General features: G+C 43.2%; 12 protein-coding genes. 1 reads left to right on the forward strand and 11 read right to left on the reverse strand.

Features of this window, described 5'->3' with window-relative positions; translation table 11 throughout:
- Nucleotides 1–35: 35 nt before the first annotated feature.
- From GO003_RS26355 to GO003_RS01710, 11 genes are all read right to left on the reverse strand, one after another.
- Nucleotides 36–1739, reverse strand: coding sequence for a flagellin N-terminal helical domain-containing protein (locus tag GO003_RS26355; RefSeq protein WP_159652138.1), 1704 nt, complete (start codon nt 1737–1739; stop codon nt 36–38).
- Nucleotides 1740–2009: 270 nt separating this feature from the next.
- A complete protein-coding gene (locus tag GO003_RS01665) occupies nt 2010–7382 on the reverse strand; it encodes a glycosyltransferase (protein WP_159652136.1) in 5373 nt (1790 codons plus the stop codon).
- Between the two features lie 9 nt (nt 7383–7391).
- The gene (locus GO003_RS01670) at nt 7392–8045 is read right to left on the reverse strand and encodes an NTP transferase domain-containing protein (RefSeq protein ID WP_159652134.1); all 654 of its coding nucleotides are present in this window, start codon (nt 8043–8045) and stop codon (nt 7392–7394) included.
- Complete coding sequence (locus tag GO003_RS01675) at nt 8021–8623, reverse strand: HAD-IB family phosphatase (protein WP_159652132.1); 603 nt, start codon at nt 8621–8623, stop codon at nt 8021–8023. Before GO003_RS01675 ends, GO003_RS01670 begins: the two co-directional genes overlap by 25 nt.
- Nucleotides 8624–9388, reverse strand: a complete 765-nt coding sequence (locus GO003_RS01680) for a class I SAM-dependent methyltransferase (RefSeq protein WP_159652130.1) — start codon at nt 9386–9388, stop codon at nt 8624–8626.
- A 343-nt stretch (nt 9389–9731) separates the two neighbouring features.
- Entirely contained in the window at nt 9732–10043 is a 312-nt protein-coding gene (locus GO003_RS01685; protein WP_159652128.1) for a hypothetical protein, read from the reverse strand.
- Nucleotides 10044–10208: 165 nt separating this feature from the next.
- Nucleotides 10209–11786 carry an ATP-binding protein gene (locus GO003_RS01690; protein ID WP_231088772.1) on the reverse strand — a complete coding sequence of 526 codons (1578 nt, stop codon included), beginning with the start codon at nt 11784–11786 and terminating at the stop codon, nt 10209–10211.
- A gap of 345 nt (nt 11787–12131) precedes the next feature.
- Nucleotides 12132–12728: a Uma2 family endonuclease gene (locus tag GO003_RS01695; RefSeq protein WP_231088773.1), complete on the reverse strand. Its 597-nt coding sequence runs from the start codon at nt 12726–12728 to the stop codon at nt 12132–12134.
- A 421-nt stretch (nt 12729–13149) separates the two neighbouring features.
- Nucleotides 13150–13449 carry a PD-(D/E)XK nuclease domain-containing protein gene (locus GO003_RS01700; RefSeq protein ID WP_269144469.1) on the reverse strand — a complete coding sequence of 100 codons (300 nt, stop codon included), beginning with the start codon at nt 13447–13449 and terminating at the stop codon, nt 13150–13152.
- Nucleotides 13379–14755, reverse strand: a complete 1377-nt coding sequence (locus GO003_RS01705; RefSeq protein WP_231088774.1) for an ATP-binding protein — start codon at nt 14753–14755, stop codon at nt 13379–13381. Before GO003_RS01705 ends, GO003_RS01700 begins: the two co-directional genes overlap by 71 nt.
- A gap of 306 nt (nt 14756–15061) precedes the next feature.
- The gene (locus GO003_RS01710; RefSeq protein ID WP_206444571.1) at nt 15062–16537 is read right to left on the reverse strand and encodes an MBL fold metallo-hydrolase RNA specificity domain-containing protein; all 1476 of its coding nucleotides are present in this window, start codon (nt 16535–16537) and stop codon (nt 15062–15064) included.
- A 464-nt stretch (nt 16538–17001) separates the two neighbouring features.
- On the opposite strand from GO003_RS01710, the gene mscL reads away from it, so the two are divergent.
- Nucleotides 17002–17406: a large-conductance mechanosensitive channel protein MscL gene (gene mscL, locus GO003_RS01715; protein WP_159652122.1), complete on the forward strand. Its 405-nt coding sequence runs from the start codon at nt 17002–17004 to the stop codon at nt 17404–17406.
- Nucleotides 17407–17489 lie beyond the last annotated feature (83 nt).

Genomic DNA, 17489 nt, shown 5'->3' on the forward strand with positions numbered 1-17489 from the left:
AATAGATGCCTAAGCACCTATTCCGGCATTAAAGACTATCTTAATAAAGACATCACATTTTGAGTCTGCGCGTTAGCTTGAGACAACATTGAGATACCGGCTTGTTGCAGGATCTGGTTCCTCGTCATTGCTGTGGTTTCCGCAGCAAAATCTGCATCTCTAATTCGAGAATTTGCAGCTGACAAGTTTTCAGAGACATTATCAAGGTTACGGATGGTCATTTCAAACCGGTTTTGTGCAGAACCTAAATTCGCCCGGAAAGAGTCGACTTGCTCCAATGCGCTGTCAACCGATTTCATCAAGGTGTTAGCGCCTTGAATCGTAGTGACATCCGCGTTGGCAATGGTTCCTTTAGCCTGAACATTCTCCTGTATGTCTCGACCGGCTGATACGGTTTGACCGGAATCCAACCCTGCACTTTCCATTGTGGCACCGGAAGCAACTATAGTGTCAGTAGCAGAATAAGTCACTTGGCCGGAAATCCTGAGATCTAATGCACCAGTAAAGTCATTATCAGTATTTCCAGCCCCATTGACAGCACCTCCACCCCCGTTGAAAATCAGATTCGAGGCGACTGCATCCTTCGTTTCAATGATTATATCTCTGCCATCCTCGGCAACAAGATTTAATCGGCCGTCTTTGTCAACACTCGCAGCGACACCTGTTATGTTAGTTTTAGAGTTGATCGCATTAACAAGATCACCACCAGCATCATTCTCCTGAATGTTAACAGGTCCTACATCAACACCATTAATTTTTAAACTATCAAACTCCAGCTTACCAGCACCCACATTGGAATTTTCCAAAGCAGGCATGCCACTAGTTCCAGCTACACCTACATCACCTGAGACAGCTTCAGAAATATTAAACTCTGTGCGTGCGGTTGCATAAACGCCTTCCAATACAGTTTTTCCTGTGGAATCCACCTCACCTAACTCACGGATTGAATTAACTCGAGTTGCTATGTCTTTAGCAAGACCCGCACCGTAATAGGTTCCAGAAGTAGTGGTTAATTCCGCACCTGAACGTTGGGAAATATCGCCACCATAACGAGCTAACGCAATATCTACGTTTTGTGCACCGCCATTAACGCTTAGCGTCACATCACCAGATCCTACGGCCACCCCAGAGGAACTTGTAGCCCCACCACTTGAAACACCAATGTTTCCTACTGAATCCCCGGAAAGTGCAACTCGGGTTCCTACCGTTTGAACCGCGCCAGGTTGTTGTCCTAATGCACTCGCCCGCATATCTCCCATTTTAACGGATAATTGCTGCCCGGAATTGGCGCCAATTTGGAAAGAAAACTCCTTATTACTGCCGTCCAAGAGATTTTTTCCGTTGAACTGAGTCGTTCCACCAATCCGATTTATTTCGCTGACAATTTGATCAATTTCCAGCTGTATAGACTGCCGGTCACTGGCAGAATTCGTATCGTTAGCCGCTTGAACAGCCAAGGTCCGCATTCTTTGCAAACCGTTGGTAACCTCGTCCAATGCGCCTTCGGCCGTTTGCGCAAGAGAAATACCATCATTGGCATTTCGAGACGCTTGATTCAGACCATTGACTTGTGCTTGGAAACGATTAGAAATCGCAAGACCGGCAGCATCATCCTTGGCGCTATTGATACGCAACCCTGATGAGAGCCTTTGCAAATTGGTTTGCATTGCTGATTGTGACTTATTTAAGTTCCGTTGCGCATTGAGCGCTGAAACATTCGTATTAATGACTTGTGCCATGATGACTCTCCTTCAGGGTCTTTGCTTAAAAAGCAAGTTTGTTTAATCTCGCTTTGTTTATCGACCATGCCCCATGAAGCTTTAATAATTTTTCATGACTTTTCACTGCGAGGAAACATAAATGAGAACCAAGTCACAACAGCAGGTAAACTGACAACTAAAAGATCATCTTGGGAGTCTGTTATACCATCCTCCCATCTAAATTTCATACTCACCAAATTTATACACACGGTTACAGCAATCGACTTTGTCGCAGTGACTACCCCAATACTAAGGTGTCAACGCCATCAACCAATCATCCAAATGATCTTCAAGCAAGTAATTATCCAACACCCATTGCTGCAATGCATTTCCCTCCGCTGTTAACGCTTCAGGTTCACCGATTTTCTCTCTGATGGCTTTAAGCCAATACTGAGTATTATTACCGACTAAGGTCACCGGGGCATTCTGGTAAGGAAGAATATCGGAACAAATTACCGGCCAACCGAGCACGCCGTATTCAAGTATGCGTAAATTCGTTTTAGCCGTATTAAAATTGTTGTACTCCAATGGCGCAATGGCTAAATCAAGATCCAGTTCAGCCAGTTTTTGAGGATAAAGATCAAACGACACCCCCCCATGATACTCCTTGATAATAGGCTTAAGCCTATCAGGGCACATACCCATAAAAATCCAGTCGACCTCGTTTTTTAGGGATTCAACCACAGGAATAATAAATTCAAGATCACCATGATGTTGCGCGCCCCCCGCCCAACCAACACGCAGTTTATTGCCAGTACGTTGTCTGTTGGTGACCGACAAATTCAGCCATCGGGTACTTTCCAAATAATTGGGCACAATTTTGATGTCATCAATCCACCGGCTGTAGGCTTCTTTTAAAGGCTCATTCGCCACAATCAACCGGTCGGAGTTCTCCATCAATTTTCTAAGACGTTTGCGCATATCTTTGGGCCACTTACCTTGCAAAGGATGCTTGCCAGGCAATGCAAAAACCAAATCATCTTGCGAGTAGATTCTAAATACTGAATTAAAGCGTTTGTACTGTTCCCATGCATGGATTAAATAATCAGCAGTACCATTTTGCAGCAACAAGAGATCAGGCTTAACCCGCTCAATTTCAACAATATCAGGAATCAATGTGGCGCTGTGATTAGGCAATAAACTGCTTTGAATCATCGCTGCATTGGTCAATGCCCGGAGCGGGGATCTAACCCGATATTCGCCGACACCTGAATCATTCGCAGGAAAGGCGTAAATCCGAAGCCTATCATGAAAATCGACATTCCATGTTACATCCGTTTCTGTTTCAATCTGAAAATGCCGATGTTTGAGACTAAGATTACGATTATAAGCAGGGTCATTGGCTAGCTGAGGAAGCCACTTTTCCAACATTTTGTCAGCTTCTTGTCTAGCTCTCTTGGCTTTATCAGGATTTTTATCAGCTTTTATTGAGCTGGAACCATGATGAACAACTGTTGCATAAGGAGTCCAGACAATTTTATAGCCCCGCTCTCTTACTTTTAAACATAAATCAACATCATTGAACAAAACTTTAAAGTTTTCCTCATCAAGCCCGCCCACTTCGAAATATAAAGATTTAGGAATCAACAAACATGCGGCGGTCACGGCGGAAAAGTTTTGAACCACTTGGGCGCGGTTCATATAACCTGGATCAGTCATGGGCAAACTAATATGAGGATGATCAGCCACACCAAAAGACCCCATGCCTAAAATCACGCCGGCGTGCTGCAACGTTTGATTCGGAAACACCAAGCGTGCACCGACAATACCAACCTCTTCATGTTGACAGTGGTTAAGCATACGCTCCAACCAGTTTTCATGCACCATTATCGTATCGTTATTCAACAAGACAAGGTACTCGCCAAGGGCGAGCTCTGCCGCATAGTTATTGATGGCGGAATAGTTATAGGCCTTCGGGTAACTCAATACACGGACAGTGTCGGGGTACTGTTCTTGTATAGTTTTGAAGTAGGTCAGCGTCTCCGGCAATTCACTCTGGTTATCAACAATGAGCACCTCGTATTGCGCATAACTCGTTTTCGCCAGCAAACTGGCTATACAGGGTTGCAAAATATCTAGGCGATCACGGGTAGGTACAATAATGGAAACTAATGGCTGGTCTGACCATTGATAAACTATGTTGTAAGTACCAGGAACATAACCTTCTTGCACTTCAGCATTGCGATGAGTGCGATGGAGATGTTGCTCCAACGCCACTTTGACTGATGTATCATGGCTTGCACTTATGGTCCTTTGCGGATAATGCAGTAACACTTCGGGGATATGCGCAATTGCCGCCTCACCGAAAACCTCCATTAATTGTAATGCCCAGTGATAATCAAGTGCCTGACTGCTCAAAAGCCACGTTTCAAGCGATTTAAGAGCACGACTCGAAACTGCACAAGCTCCAAGATAATCATACGAATACAGATAATCCCGATTAAAGTCCGGTTTAAAACGTGGATTTTTCAGAGCCCCCCCGTCAGCTAGTTCATCGTCATCAACATAAAATAAGCACGCTTGCAAATTGGTGCTGATGTAATCACCTAGAACTAAAAACGCTTGAGGTTCAAACTGCACGCCGACGGGTACCAGCCACAACCAGTTGCGCTCATCCTCGCTCAGGAGCGACCGTATTACCGAGTCGCGAGTGACCACACTATTTAATACGACCCAACTGACGATATCAATTTCATCGAAGGAATTATCGGGAGCCGAAAAAGGTGCCAAAATGACCAATCGCCAATCGGAATAAAGCTGCTGAGATAGACTGTCAATGGTATTAGCTAAGAGTTGCTCATCACCCACATTTAATTCAATAATGACATGGACAACAGGATAAATTTGCCAGAAAGTATCTAACCTATGATTGTGTATAATGAGATCGGCTTCGGTTAAGGTTTTTTTTACTCGCCAGTTTTCATAAGAATTTAACGTTGACTTTGTGATAGCAGCACTAGGGCGGCTATTTTTAACTAATACAGCAGTATGCGAACCAATTTGAGGCTGATCGGATTGACTGACCGTCACAGGATTAACATCAATCTTTGCATACAAGGAAATCGGCCCTGAAATGCCACGCAATCCAGCGGTTGCCCCAGTACAATTTATTACGACAAGTTGATTTCCATCTTTATCAGGTTGATAAGGTATTTCTAGTGTCCGAGTGGTTCCTCCATTAATAACTAATGAAACGAATATATCTCCATTAACATTAATGACCACTTCAAATGGATATAGGTCATAATCAGCATTTGGTATCTTTGATAGAGAAATAAAAACAGATTTAGTACTTGGCAAGCCCCTAACAGCCGGAACCATATTAAAGCTAGCGCTTTGACATAAAATATATCGCTGCCGTCCAACATCCTTAATTACACCTTTACCGTATACAAGATTTAAATCGTTTGCTGGCCACATAGAGGCACCCTGCTTAATCGATAGGGTACGCCACCAAATATCGAAAACGGTTTTAGATATTAGTTCTGGCAGTTGCTTTAGTTCTCCCAAAAAAGCTGGGCCGCTTAGCATTACCCAAGCAGGAACCTCATGAAAGCTGGAAATTGAATTAACTAATCTTTTAAGTAGCCAATCATTTTCAAGAGCCCCCGTCACATCAATGCTGAGCTGATCATCCTCTTTATTCACTAATACTGCACATTTAAGAGCCCCACTCTGAAGTTTACCGATAAATGAGTTTATTTGATGAGCACTTCCTGGTGTATATGTGGTTCTTCCATCCACTAATAATAAATAATCACTGGTATCTTCAAATTCTCTTAAAAAAACATCCCGCCAGCTTTCACAACTAGAGTATTCTGTTACTGTAGCTCCGCTTAGCCCAAATGATCCAATGACGCTGATGGTGGAAAGTGAAAGCACTGCACGAAAAGATTTAGCCAAGTCCAGAATATGTGCAGCATCGGCATCTTTTATATCAAGAGCATTAATAACGATATGGAATTTTGAGAGATGTGCAATAGCAGCAGCTACACGTTCAGTTGAAAGCCCATCTTGATAAAAGCCATAAAGTTGCTGCGCCCTTTTTCTCTGAGCCAAACTACAGCTTTCTTTATGTATCTCAAACGGATTTTTTAAAAGTTTAATAAAGCCTTTGTCGTCACTAAACTCAAGACCAACGTCACGCCAGCTGTTCCCTGGTGCATTTGGATTGTATGCCCAATGTTGAACTGGTATGTCGCTTGAGTAAAGTAAAATAGGACGATCCAAGGTCATAAACTCAAATATCAACGACGAAGCATCTGCCACCAGAATATCTGCTTCTGCAAAACTATCAGCAATACTAGCTTCCGGCGCATCAATCAATTCCACCAAAGGATCCTTTTGAGTCCAAGCATGCCAATCATCCATTAACCCCTTAAATAGGTTTTTATATGCTACAAAAGCATGGTCGTTTTGAACGATTGCCGGATGGGGTTTGATTACGATGCGCGAGTTTGGAAAAACCTGTCGAATTATTGGGACTAATCGATCTCCAAAAAAAACAGCTGCACTAATTTCAGGATTATACGTTGGAGCGAATAATATAGTGAGGTTCTGTTGGTTAAGCTCTCGCTTTGGCAACTTAAATACTTGATCAACCCAAGCATTGCCAGTTAGCAAAAAACCTCGCCGAGGATGAATTTTCGAAAGCAGTGTATCTTCTATATCCCATACACTGCCGCACATAAAATCTGCGAAGTTATATTGAGATTCGGCATAACCATATCTCGTTACCGAACCATGGCGCATCGCAATTAGTTCTACATTATAGGCATCACAATAATCTCGCCAAAATTCAACAGACCAGCCATCTGCCACCGCGATTACATCCGGGCTCCACTCCATCACTTCGTCAATCGATAAAGTCAGCAAACTTTCCTCAAAACACTCGGATAAAGGCTTAAGCGAACGAAAGTGAAAAGGCATATTTCCATAACAAGCTACCCTCATCCCTTTGATCTTCTCATGAAATGGCATGACTGAAGTCTGACGAAAAATATATAGGACTCTGGTTTGTCCACAATTTTCCATTGTTAGGATGGGAAATTCGGCGAACAAATCGAAACCCAAGGAACGAACAAGATGGATATATTCAAATTGGGGACGGTATATTGCTTCATAGGTTGCATTTTTAAGCAATTTAGATTCTGTGCCTGTAAGCATCACAGAATCTTTTAAAATTAACCACCCCCCGGGGACCAGCAAGGAAGAAGCTTTCAGTACCACTCGCTCTGCGGAAAGATTATCTTTAATAGTAGTTAGCACCCCCATTAAGCTTACTACCTGAAATCGTTCTGCTGATTCAAATTCAAATACATCCCTGACCTGAAATTCAACATTCTGAATGCCTTCGGATCGTACCTTCGTTTGGGCTTGATCAATCAATTTTGCACTAATATCAATCCCCACTACCTGCTTGGCTACTTGGGCATATAACAGTGTGAATTCACCATCGGCACAGCCTATATCTAATACGCTATCCCCGGCGAATATCAATGGTAAAACATAATCAGACAAAAGTTGTTTTTGCCGAACGTAAAGATCGACAGGCCCAATTTTCCCCCGATTTGTTTGCTGCCAAAAATCCCGGGCGACATCGCTCTGATTTTTATTGCTCATTTTTTAGTATTAGCTCCACTGCTTAGCCATAACATGACGCGCCATATCAAGATCTGCTGTCGTGTCAATATCAAAGGCTTTCAACTCGAAAGCCGGTAAAGGCAAATGAGATTCTAGCGCTTGATAAACATAGATAGGTTTATTCACGACTAAATGCGGCTCTATCACAGCGATTCCGGTCCATTCAAACTCATGTCTTACATGCCGACTAAAACCAATCACATTGCGCCCTACAGTGTCAAGCTGAGCCCTTACCCCATCACTAGTGGTGTATCGTGATACACCAAGAAGATTAGAATGTTCCTCCGCTGCCACAACAAATTTATAAAAAGAATTATCTTCAAGCACTGTATCAGCATCTATAACTAACACTCGCTCCTTAAGATGCCGAGCCACCCTATAAATACTCTGCAACGTATTGGTGCGGGCATATTCGGGATTTCGTACAATTATGATATCTCGCCTTAAACTTAAAGCGTGCTGTATAACCACATCTTCATGAAAACCTACCACAACCCACAACGTTTCCACACCATGAAGTCTCTCTACATGGTAATCTAACAAAGTTCGATTCAAAACCTCGACCATGCATTTCGGCTTATCAAGGCCCAGCCTTGAACCTATTCCGGCAGCACTAATTACAGCGTGTTTAATAGGCGGCATAAAGATACTCCATCATAGACAACAAAATCACTGAGGCTAATGAGTTGTTTATGAGGAGGATGAACTCCTCCAAAGGCAATTCGCCAATCAGCCACCTCAAACATTGAGACATCGTTCATACCATCACCTACAACCACAATGCGGTCAAAACGATCGCGTAAACTAGAAACAGCATCGCCTTTATGCAATACAGTTTCTACACCGTCTAACTTATCGTTACACATACGCGCTGTTGAAGTGAAACTTTGAATATTTAAGTCGTCCAGCATTGATTTTACCCATAAATCGAGGTTTCCAGTAACCACGAAAGATTCCTCAATATGAGAAAAAATAAAGTCGATAATTTGGGGCTGTAAATTTATCTCTTCAGACAAAACTCTATGAATCCAATCCACATCAGCATCCTTTAACAGTTTCACCCTTAACTTAAAAGATTTATCAAAAGGCAAATAGCCGTTAATGGTAGCCTCTGTTAATACACCTATTTCATCTTCCAAACCAACAGATGAAGCTATTAATGGCAGTATTTCTTGATTGGTAAGTGTTCCATCTAAATCAAAGCAATATGCTGTTTTCATTTAACTAAATCCTTTCTGAAATATAGAGAAATACTGTCTTGTTTCTTTGCGTTTTTCCATCTCGTTTGGAAATAAGAATCCGCTTTCCTTTCTTATGAAATTATTAGAATATAAAGTTACATCATAAAACGAATTCAACTCATCAATTGTTCTATAAATAGCAGAATACTCATGAGAAAGTTCTATAGAGTAGAACTTATCCAGAGTAACTCTCTTAGCTATACCAACCGGCTCTCTTAAGTATATTTTTCCACCAGGAGCACAAAAACTTGCGGCATTTTTTAAAACACTCAAACAATCACTATCATTTAGATAGATCAATAAACCAGATAGCAATATCAAATCATAAGGAGGGTATAGAATCAGTTTCTCGGATTGCATTTCAATTGCTGACATAACTTGAAAACGGAGATTTGTAAATCCTAATTTCATCGATTCTTGCTTTGCTTTTCCTATTAAAGAACTTGAAAAATCGATCCCCAAATAATCTATTTTTTCAAACTGCTCTGCAAAAAACCATCCCCAACGCCCTATACCGCAACCTATGTCAAAAACGTTCTTCGTCTCGTACAGATTAAGCAGCCCCGCGATATTTGCTTTTTCATACCGATCACGCAACTCGACCAACTTGGGATCTTTATCCTGGTACATTGTTGTGCTTAGAACGGTATCGTATTCACGAATGCCACGCTCTTCAAAAAATGCTTGAGTTGCCGCATAGTCTATTGCCTTACTTTTACCTAAAATTCTTCGTGGATGTTGCACTAGACCCCCTCATTACCAATCTAAAATGACTCATAGAACATCTTGACCTGAATTCGCAAAATGTTAAGCGTCGGCGCCTAAAAATTGACGCTACCAAGTTAAAAAGCATAATTAGTGCCATCAATAGTCTTGGGGAAACCGATGGTGATAATTCTGAACATTACGTCGTTTAATACCGCTTAGGCTTTGGAGTTTAAATTGGGAATTGCAGCCCATTTAGCGACCTAAATTTAGCGAATCGACTCTGATTAAGTCATCAATATAATAATGCGCCGTTCCTTAGTTTGAGCATTACATCTATGTCACGCTAGGTCTTTTTTCCAGCCCAAGAGCTCAGCGAGATCTAACTTATCAATCGCTTATCATATTCTCTCACCCAGAAAATCAACCATAGCTGTAATAGGGCAGCCAACAAGCGGCCGAACGGGCTAATAAATGCATCGACGAGTCTTACCAAGACTTCATTAAATACCAGTTGTTTAGCCAATTCCCGCGTTAAAAGCGCCACAACTATTCGCGCATCTGTTCTTTGAAAATGCTTTACCTCTCGCGTTACGGCCTTATGTAATATTTGAGCCGCGTCGGAGTAGCTGATTAATCCATCAAAGTCATAGGTATTTTTTAAGGCTATGTTTACGCTAATTGGTGGCGTCACCACGGCACCGATTTTCGGGATCAAGACAAGGAGGGGTGTTGAACTTTCACATCCTTATCACCTGGTTTCGCTTACGCGGTCTAACGGCTCCGGCAAGCCATTCTGGAATGAGGGCTTTAATGTTTTTTCAATTACTTACGCGAACAGTGCCTTTTTTAACATGGTTTATCTTGACTTGCTGAGTTGCCGCCAATCCAGCTGCACTAAATTACGCTGCTGTTGGTTAAAAATTAAGCCCACTTCAAATACGGTCTTGCCTTGATGCCGGTATTTTTGGGCATAGTCTTTATCCTGAATTTGCTGTAGGGCCGGGTTGGGGGTTTGCTCTTGGTAGTTGGGTTTTTTGTCGAGTTTGATTTCCATGACGTATATAAAGTCACCTAACTCGACGGTCATATCCACTTGCCCTTGGTTGGTGGTGTCTTCCGGTCGGATAACCGCATTCAGGCTGGCAAAAAAGGCGTAGAGGACGCTGGCGTAGTAGCCTTCGGAATTGGGCAGGTCGTTGTTGGTGAAATTGCGCCAGGGGATGCCGGAAAACAGGCGTTGCAGCATCGGTTTCAGTTCATCAATGTCGCCCTTATGTAATAGCGTGAACAATTCAGTACGTAGTGCTTTCTTCTCTGTATCAATCTGGCAATAGCCTTCAATCAATTGGTTATTGAGCGCCATTTTGACTTCATAATTGGGTACCGCTAAAACAAAAGCCTGTTCGCCCATTACATCGGTATAGGCTTTTTTTATTGTCAGATAGCCTGTTTGAAAGAGTAAAGTTACCGGGTTGATGCGTTCAACATCGAATGAATCAAGAATTTCTTCGGAGACTTCGAGTTGTTCCAAATCAGGCAGAAAATAGGCTTTTTGCTGGAACAGTTTGATCAAAAAGCTGGGGTTGCCGGTTTCGAACCAGTAGTTGCGGTAACGCCGATTGCAGCTGATGAACAATAAGATGTCATAAGGGTTGTAGACGGCTTCGCCGAGAAACTGATAACCGTTGTACCAGGTTTTCAATTGCGCCCAGTCGACACCGGCCAAATGTCCGGCAAAGGTGGTTTCCAGATCGGTTTGGGTATAGCCGCAAATTGTGGCGTAGTTCTCGTCCAGGGTAATGTCTTTGAGCTGATTTAAGCCGCTGAACAAGCTGACTTTGGAAAACTTGGTGACCCCGGTCATAAAGACAAACTGCAAATGCGCATCCTGACCTTTCAGCACCGAGTAGATGTTTTTCAGTCCCTCGCGCACTTCGGCAGCGCGTTCCGGGTAGTCGATGTTGCCCAAAATCGGCTTGTCGTATTCATCGACTAAAACGACAACTTTTTGGCCGTATTTTTCGCGGGCTTTGAGGATCAGATCCTCAAAGCAGCCGGACAGATCAAACCGGCGATCACCGTCTATGCCTAAACGTTGCTGATTAAGCGTTAACAGGGTTTCTATGCGCTCATCCAGTTGCGCTCGATTTTGCAATACGCCACTGGCAAAATCCAGCTTGATCACCGGATACTGTTTCGACCAGTCCCATTTATCATCTATATACAAGCCTTCGAATAACGCTCGATTACCTTCAAACAGTTCTTTTAAGGTGTCAACCAACAAGCTTTTGCCAAAGCGCCTTGGCCGCGATAGAAAAAAGCGCGCGGTTTGCTGCACCATTTGCCAAATGAGCGGGGTTTTGTCGACGTAGACCATGTCATTATCCCGGATCGATGACAGGGTGTTAATTCCGATAGGTAGTTTTTTTAACATGGTTTATCTTGTCTTTACCTGATTATAAAGGTGTTTCAGCCCTTACTATTTTCCTCTAGAGAACCGAGTCAGTTCGGAAGGGATTGCCGAAATCCAGACTAAATGGATAGCTCCAAGCTTACCCTCCATGGCACTGGATGCCCGTTTTCTGAAAGGCATGACGGGCTTATGAATTTAGCTGAAACATATTGCTAATCAGTTTGGCTTTAGACTCTCTCACCCCAGCCCTCTCAATTAGGCAAAAGGCGTATATTGACACAATTTATTTTATGCTTATCCGTTAGTACTTTCTATTCGGTTATATTTGAATGGTTCGATGCCGATTTCTTGTTATCCCTACCCTACTTATGCTTGCCCAGTCTGCAAAAACGCCTGCATGTCATCGTTATTCACTTGATAATAAATATCTTCCACGGCCACGACCACATCAATGCCATCAAATTTAATGCTATCACCGGGATAAAAATATTCCGCCTGCCATCCGCTTTGTCGGGTGAACATTTCAATTTCTGCACGTTCTTGGTCGATCAATACGTATGCCTGTAAACTTTCCAGACTTTGATAGGTTAGGCGTTTATGGGTCTTGTCGAAACGACGGGTGCTGGGTGATAACACTTCGACAATGATGATGGGACGGGTTTTGTAATAATCATTGCCAATGTCTTCATGATCACAGGTCACCATCACATCAGGGTAGTAGAAGTTGTGGTTGACTTTTACTTTCATGTCGTTGATGTAAATACTGCAAGGTGACTTGTTTCGTTTTAGTGCCATCCTCAATTCTGCAAATAGATTGCCACTCAGTTTATTATGGCAATCACTCGCGCCTGTCATGGCATAAGCCTTTCCACCAATCAATTCATGCCTAATCTCAGCGTCGCGCTCACCATCTAAATAGTCCGCTTCGGTTAAATGACTTTGTGCTGCGTTTATTTCCATCATGATTCCTAATGCATTACTTACGATGTAGCTAATTTTTGCTTGTCAAATCAATCGAAAGATTGTTTCGAATAAATACACCTTAGAAAAAAAGTGAGGGTGTTGTGCTTAATGCCAAACTGATTAAAGGCACCGGGCTCATCTTTCACTTTCAGTAAACATCCGGTTAGCCGCACAAGCCAAACCTACACCCATTTCTTGACCTAAATTTAGCGCATCGAGCTTGGTTAAGTCATTAGTATATTCATTCGCCATTTCTTAGCTTGTGTATTCAATCTACTTCTTTCGGTAGGGATTGCCGGGATCCAGAACATAAGGACGAGCTACAGCCCTTGCCGTCCATGGCTTCTAGGGCCCGACAATGCCAGCCGGAACGACGATAACTATTAATGCAAAAAAAGTTCTCTAACAAGCTTGGAAAATCCTATAAATACTGGGAAACTTCAGTTAACGTTATGTGTTGCCGCCAATCCAGCTGCACTAAATTACGCTGCTGTTGGTTAAAAATTAAGCCCACTTCAAACACGGTCTTGCCTTGCTGCCGGTATTTTTGGGCATAGTTTTTATCCTGAATTTGCTGTAGGGCCGGATTGGGGGTTTGCTCTTGGTAGTCGGGGCTTTTGTCGAGTTTGATTTCCATGACATATATAAAGTCACCCAACTCGACGGTCATATCCACTTGCCCTTGGTTGGTGGTGTCTTCCGGGGTGATGACCGCATTCAGACTCGCAAAAAAGGCGTAGAGGACGCTGGCGTAGTAACCTTCGGAATTGGGCAGGTCCGTAGTTGGTGAAATTGCGCCAGGGTATGCCGGAAAACAGGCGTTGCAGCACGGTTTTTAGCTGCGGCAAATCACCTTGATTCAGACTGTCAAAAACCTGATGCTGGATTTTAAGTTTTTCGCTGGCCAACGTTTGGGTATAGCCATTGATGAGATGGGAGTTTAAAGCTTGACGGACTTCCCGGTTGGGCACTTTGAGCAGAAACATGAATTGACCGCTAAAGCCGGCGTAGGCTTTTTCGATGGTCAAATACCCGGCTTGAAATAATAGCGTTACCGGATCAATGGCTTCCACATCAAACGAATCAAGAATTTCTTCAGAGACTTCGAGTTGTTCCAAATTAGGCAGAAAATAGGCTTTTTGCTGGAACAGTTTGATCAAAAAGCTGGGGTTGCCGGTTTCGAACCAGTAGTTGCGGTAGCGCCGATTGCCGCTGATGAACAGTAAGATGTCATAAGGGTTGTAGACGGCTTCGCCGAGAAACTGATAGCCGTTATACCAGGTTTTCAATTGCGTCCAGTCGACACCGGCCAAATGTCCGGCAAAGGTGGTTTCCAGATCGGTTTGGGTATAGCCGCAAATTGTGGCGTAGTTCTCGTCCAGGGTAATGTCTTTGAGCTGATTTAAGCCGCTGAACAAGCTGACTTTGGAAAACTTGGTGACCCCGGTCATAAAGACAAACTGCAAATGCGCATCCTGACCTTTCAGCACCGAGTAGATGTTTTTCAGTCCCTCGCGCACTTCGGCAGCGCGTTCCGGGTAGTCGATGTTGCCCAAAATCGGCTTGTCGTATTCATCGACTAAAACGACAACTTTTTGGCCGTATTTTTCGCGGGCCTTCAAGATTAAATCCGTAAACTTACCCGGAATATCGGCTCGCTCGTTGCAGGATTCGACGCCTAGCCTTTGTTGATTTTCGGTCAAGATGATTTCAATTCGCTCGTCGAGTTGCTTTCGGCTCTGTAAGGTGCCCGAAGCAAAATCGATTTTAATGACGGGGTAGGTCTTGCTCCAGTCCCATTTATCATAAATATATAAAGCTTCGAACAAGGCTCGATTCCCTTCAAACAGTTCTTTGAAGGTATCGATCAACAAGCTTTTGCCAAAACGCCTCGGCCGTGACAGGAAATAAGCTTTGCCGGCATCAACCAGTTTCCAGACCAATTCGGTTTTATCAACATAGCAGATATTGCCTTGGCGGATCTCGGCAAAGTTCTGTATGGATAAGGGCAGCTTGGGTAATGTCATGTTAGCGATTCGTGTGAATATTCAGTTGAATTTATAACAGTTTGATTCTTTAATTGACAGTTATAAAACTTTTCTGATTTGACTAAGGCGTAAGCTGGTCCTGCGCATGATGTGAGGGCAATCGCCCGAAGGGTGGCGGGCAGGACAACCCGGCATGAGCCCAAAAGCCATGGATGACAAAGACCGTGGCACGTCCTTGTGTTCTGGATCCCGGCTATCCCTTATATCTGCCGGGATTACACCTCACGCGAGCAATTGCTTAATTAAATGGGTTGAATTCGCCTTATACCGAATCACACGATTATTTTAATAAATCCCCCTCGATCCCCTTTTTTCAAAGGGGGAGGTTGTTTTAACGAGATACGAAGAAATCAACACATTGATGCGGGGAAAAAGCTGGTTTATTGATTGTTTCAAGGCTTTTTTAGCGCCTTCATCACCATGAATCAAGCGTATTTCACTGGGCTTGATACGCATGCCTTTGATAAATCGCAGCAACGAATCCTTATCGGCATGCGCAGAGAAACCGTTTAACTGATAAACGCCCGATTTGATGTGATATCGCTCTCCTTCCAAATCCACATAGCCTTGACGCGGCCCATATGTTTGAATGATGCGTCCCGGTGTTCCTGCTGCCTGATAACCGACCAGAAGAATATCGGTGCGTTCGTCTTCGATCATTGCTTTCAAATAATTGACTATCCTTCCTCCTGCACACATGCCGCTGGCGGCAATGACGATGCAAGGACTCGCAGTTTTCTTTAAATACTCAACCGCGGCAAGATGATCCTGATGCGAATTGATCGTCGTCAATTGTTCAAACGCCAAAGGATGCCTGCCTGTCCGGACTTTAGCCTTGGCTTCGGCATCCCAAAAGGGCTTGAGTTTTCGATAAACTTCGGTAAAGCGGTTTGCAAGAGGAGAATCGACGATAATTTCTAAGTCTTCCCACACCAGACCTTTGGCAAGCGATTCGGTTTTATGACGGTGAATAAGCTCTTCCAGCTCATAAAGCAATTCCTGAGTCCTTCCTATACTGAAGGCAGGAATCAAAATTACACCTCGATTTTGCAGACATTTTTTTATCAGCTGTTTGAGCTGATCTTTGCGTTGCCGTCGATTTTCATGCCGGCGGTCCCCATAAGTGCTTTCCAATACCAGCACGTCGGCCTGATAGGGCGATTTCGGTGACGGTAATAACGGTGTATAAGGCCCACCAAGATCACCCGAAAACACAACACGCTTTTTCTTTCCTTTAGCGGCAATATCGCACTCAATGTAGGCAGAACCCAATATATGACCGGCGGGTTTAAACTTGATTTGTAACCGGCTCTCACTGTTTTCGCCCATTCCCACTGACTGCCAGAGATCATAAGGAACAGCCGCTATCCTGGATTTAATGAGTTTGATAACCCGCTCGATAAGCGATTTGTTACGAGTAACACCAATAGCAACAGCATCTTCCAGTACTAGAGGTAATAACTCCGCCGTCGGTTCTGAGCAATAAATAGGACCTCTGAATCCGGCCGCAATCAAATGAGGAATCCGTCCGACATGGTCGATGTGACAATGTGTTACAACCAAGGCTTTTATTTTATCTACCGGAAACTCGATTTGAAGATGATTGGCACCTGCTCCTTCGGGTGATTCTTCTGCACCCTGGAATAACCCGCAATCAATCAGAATTGAGTTGTCCTGATCGACTTTTAATTCGTGACACGAACCGGTTACACCATCGACAGCACCGTGATGTTCAATTGTGGGATAAATTAAATCATTCATTTTGTTGCTCGGACTTTGATCGATTGGACCCGTCTGAATCATAGCCCATGCCGCTTTTAATACCAGTTATGAAAAGGCTTAACTGATCTCGCGCCTTGTCTGCAAAAAGTACGAAATACAAAAAATTCAACCTGAATAAGCCAACTGTTTTAGCGTCCCTGCCCCCACGTCATCCCTTTTGACAGTTCCTTTGCCATGCACGCTTGATCAGCCGCATCAAGATCATCACAATCCATTTCTCTAGTCCTGTTTTTAGTGCTTAACATTTACTATTAAGACAAGGTTCATTAATCGTCTATTTGTTTACCTGTCTCCAACCAACATCAGGCACAGCGGCCAAAATCTGCTTATTGCTTATTTAACAGGTATTTAGGTCTGTTTTTAAACCCGTCACCTGAGTTACACTAGTACCGCAAATCCATTAACATAAATCAGCTGTAAAATTATCCAAAGGAGTAAATCAAATGAGCGTATTAAAAGAATTCAAAGAATTTGCCGTTAAAGGAAACGTGATTGACATGGCTGTTGGTATTATTATCGGCGCGGCATTTAGCAAGATTGTTTCATCATTTGTTGGTGACGTGATCATGCCCCCTATCGGCGTTTTGGTCGGTGGTGTAGATTTTTCTGACCTTGCCGTTGTTCTAAAAGAAGCCACAATGGACACTCCCGCTGTTACATTAGGCTATGGCAAATTTATTCAATCTTTGATCGATTTTACAATTGTGGCTTTTGTGATTTTTATCGCCATAAAATTCATCAATAAACTTAAAAAACAAGAAGAAGCCGCACCGGCTCCTGAACCAGGCCCTTCAAATGAAGAAGTGTTGCTTGCCGAAATTCGTGATTTGCTTAAAGAAAAGAAATAATCGTTAACGCCGAAAATAAAAAGGGGAAATAATCCCCTTTTTATTGATTCAGCTATTTATCTAGGTGTTCTGGAAAAATTCGT

Origin of the sequence: Methylicorpusculum oleiharenae (assembly GCF_009828925.2) — a bacterium.
Classification (GTDB): Bacteria; Pseudomonadota; Gammaproteobacteria; order Methylococcales; family Methylomonadaceae; genus Methylicorpusculum; species Methylicorpusculum oleiharenae.

Coding starts and splice junctions, on each gene's coding strand:
- GO003_RS26355 (WP_159652138.1), bottom strand. CDS start 1,739: ATGGCACAAGTCATTAATACGAATGTTTCAGCGCTCAATGCGCAACGG.
- GO003_RS01665 (WP_159652136.1), bottom strand. CDS start 7,382: ATGAGCAATAAAAATCAGAGCGATGTCGCCCGGGATTTTTGGCAGCAA.
- GO003_RS01670 (WP_159652134.1), bottom strand. CDS start 8,045: ATGCCGCCTATTAAACACGCTGTAATTAGTGCTGCCGGAATAGGTTCA.
- GO003_RS01675 (WP_159652132.1), bottom strand. CDS start 8,623: ATGAAAACAGCATATTGCTTTGATTTAGATGGAACACTTACCAATCAA.
- GO003_RS01690 (WP_231088772.1), bottom strand. CDS start 11,786: ATGTTAAAAAAACTACCTATCGGAATTAACACCCTGTCATCGATCCGG.
- GO003_RS01695 (WP_231088773.1), bottom strand. CDS start 12,728: ATGATGGAAATAAACGCAGCACAAAGTCATTTAACCGAAGCGGACTAT.
- GO003_RS01705 (WP_231088774.1), bottom strand. CDS start 14,755: ATGACATTACCCAAGCTGCCCTTATCCATACAGAACTTTGCCGAGATC.
- GO003_RS01710 (WP_206444571.1), bottom strand. CDS start 16,537: ATGAATGATTTAATTTATCCCACAATTGAACATCACGGTGCTGTCGAT.
- mscL (WP_159652122.1), top strand. CDS start 17,002: ATGAGCGTATTAAAAGAATTCAAAGAATTTGCCGTTAAAGGAAACGTG.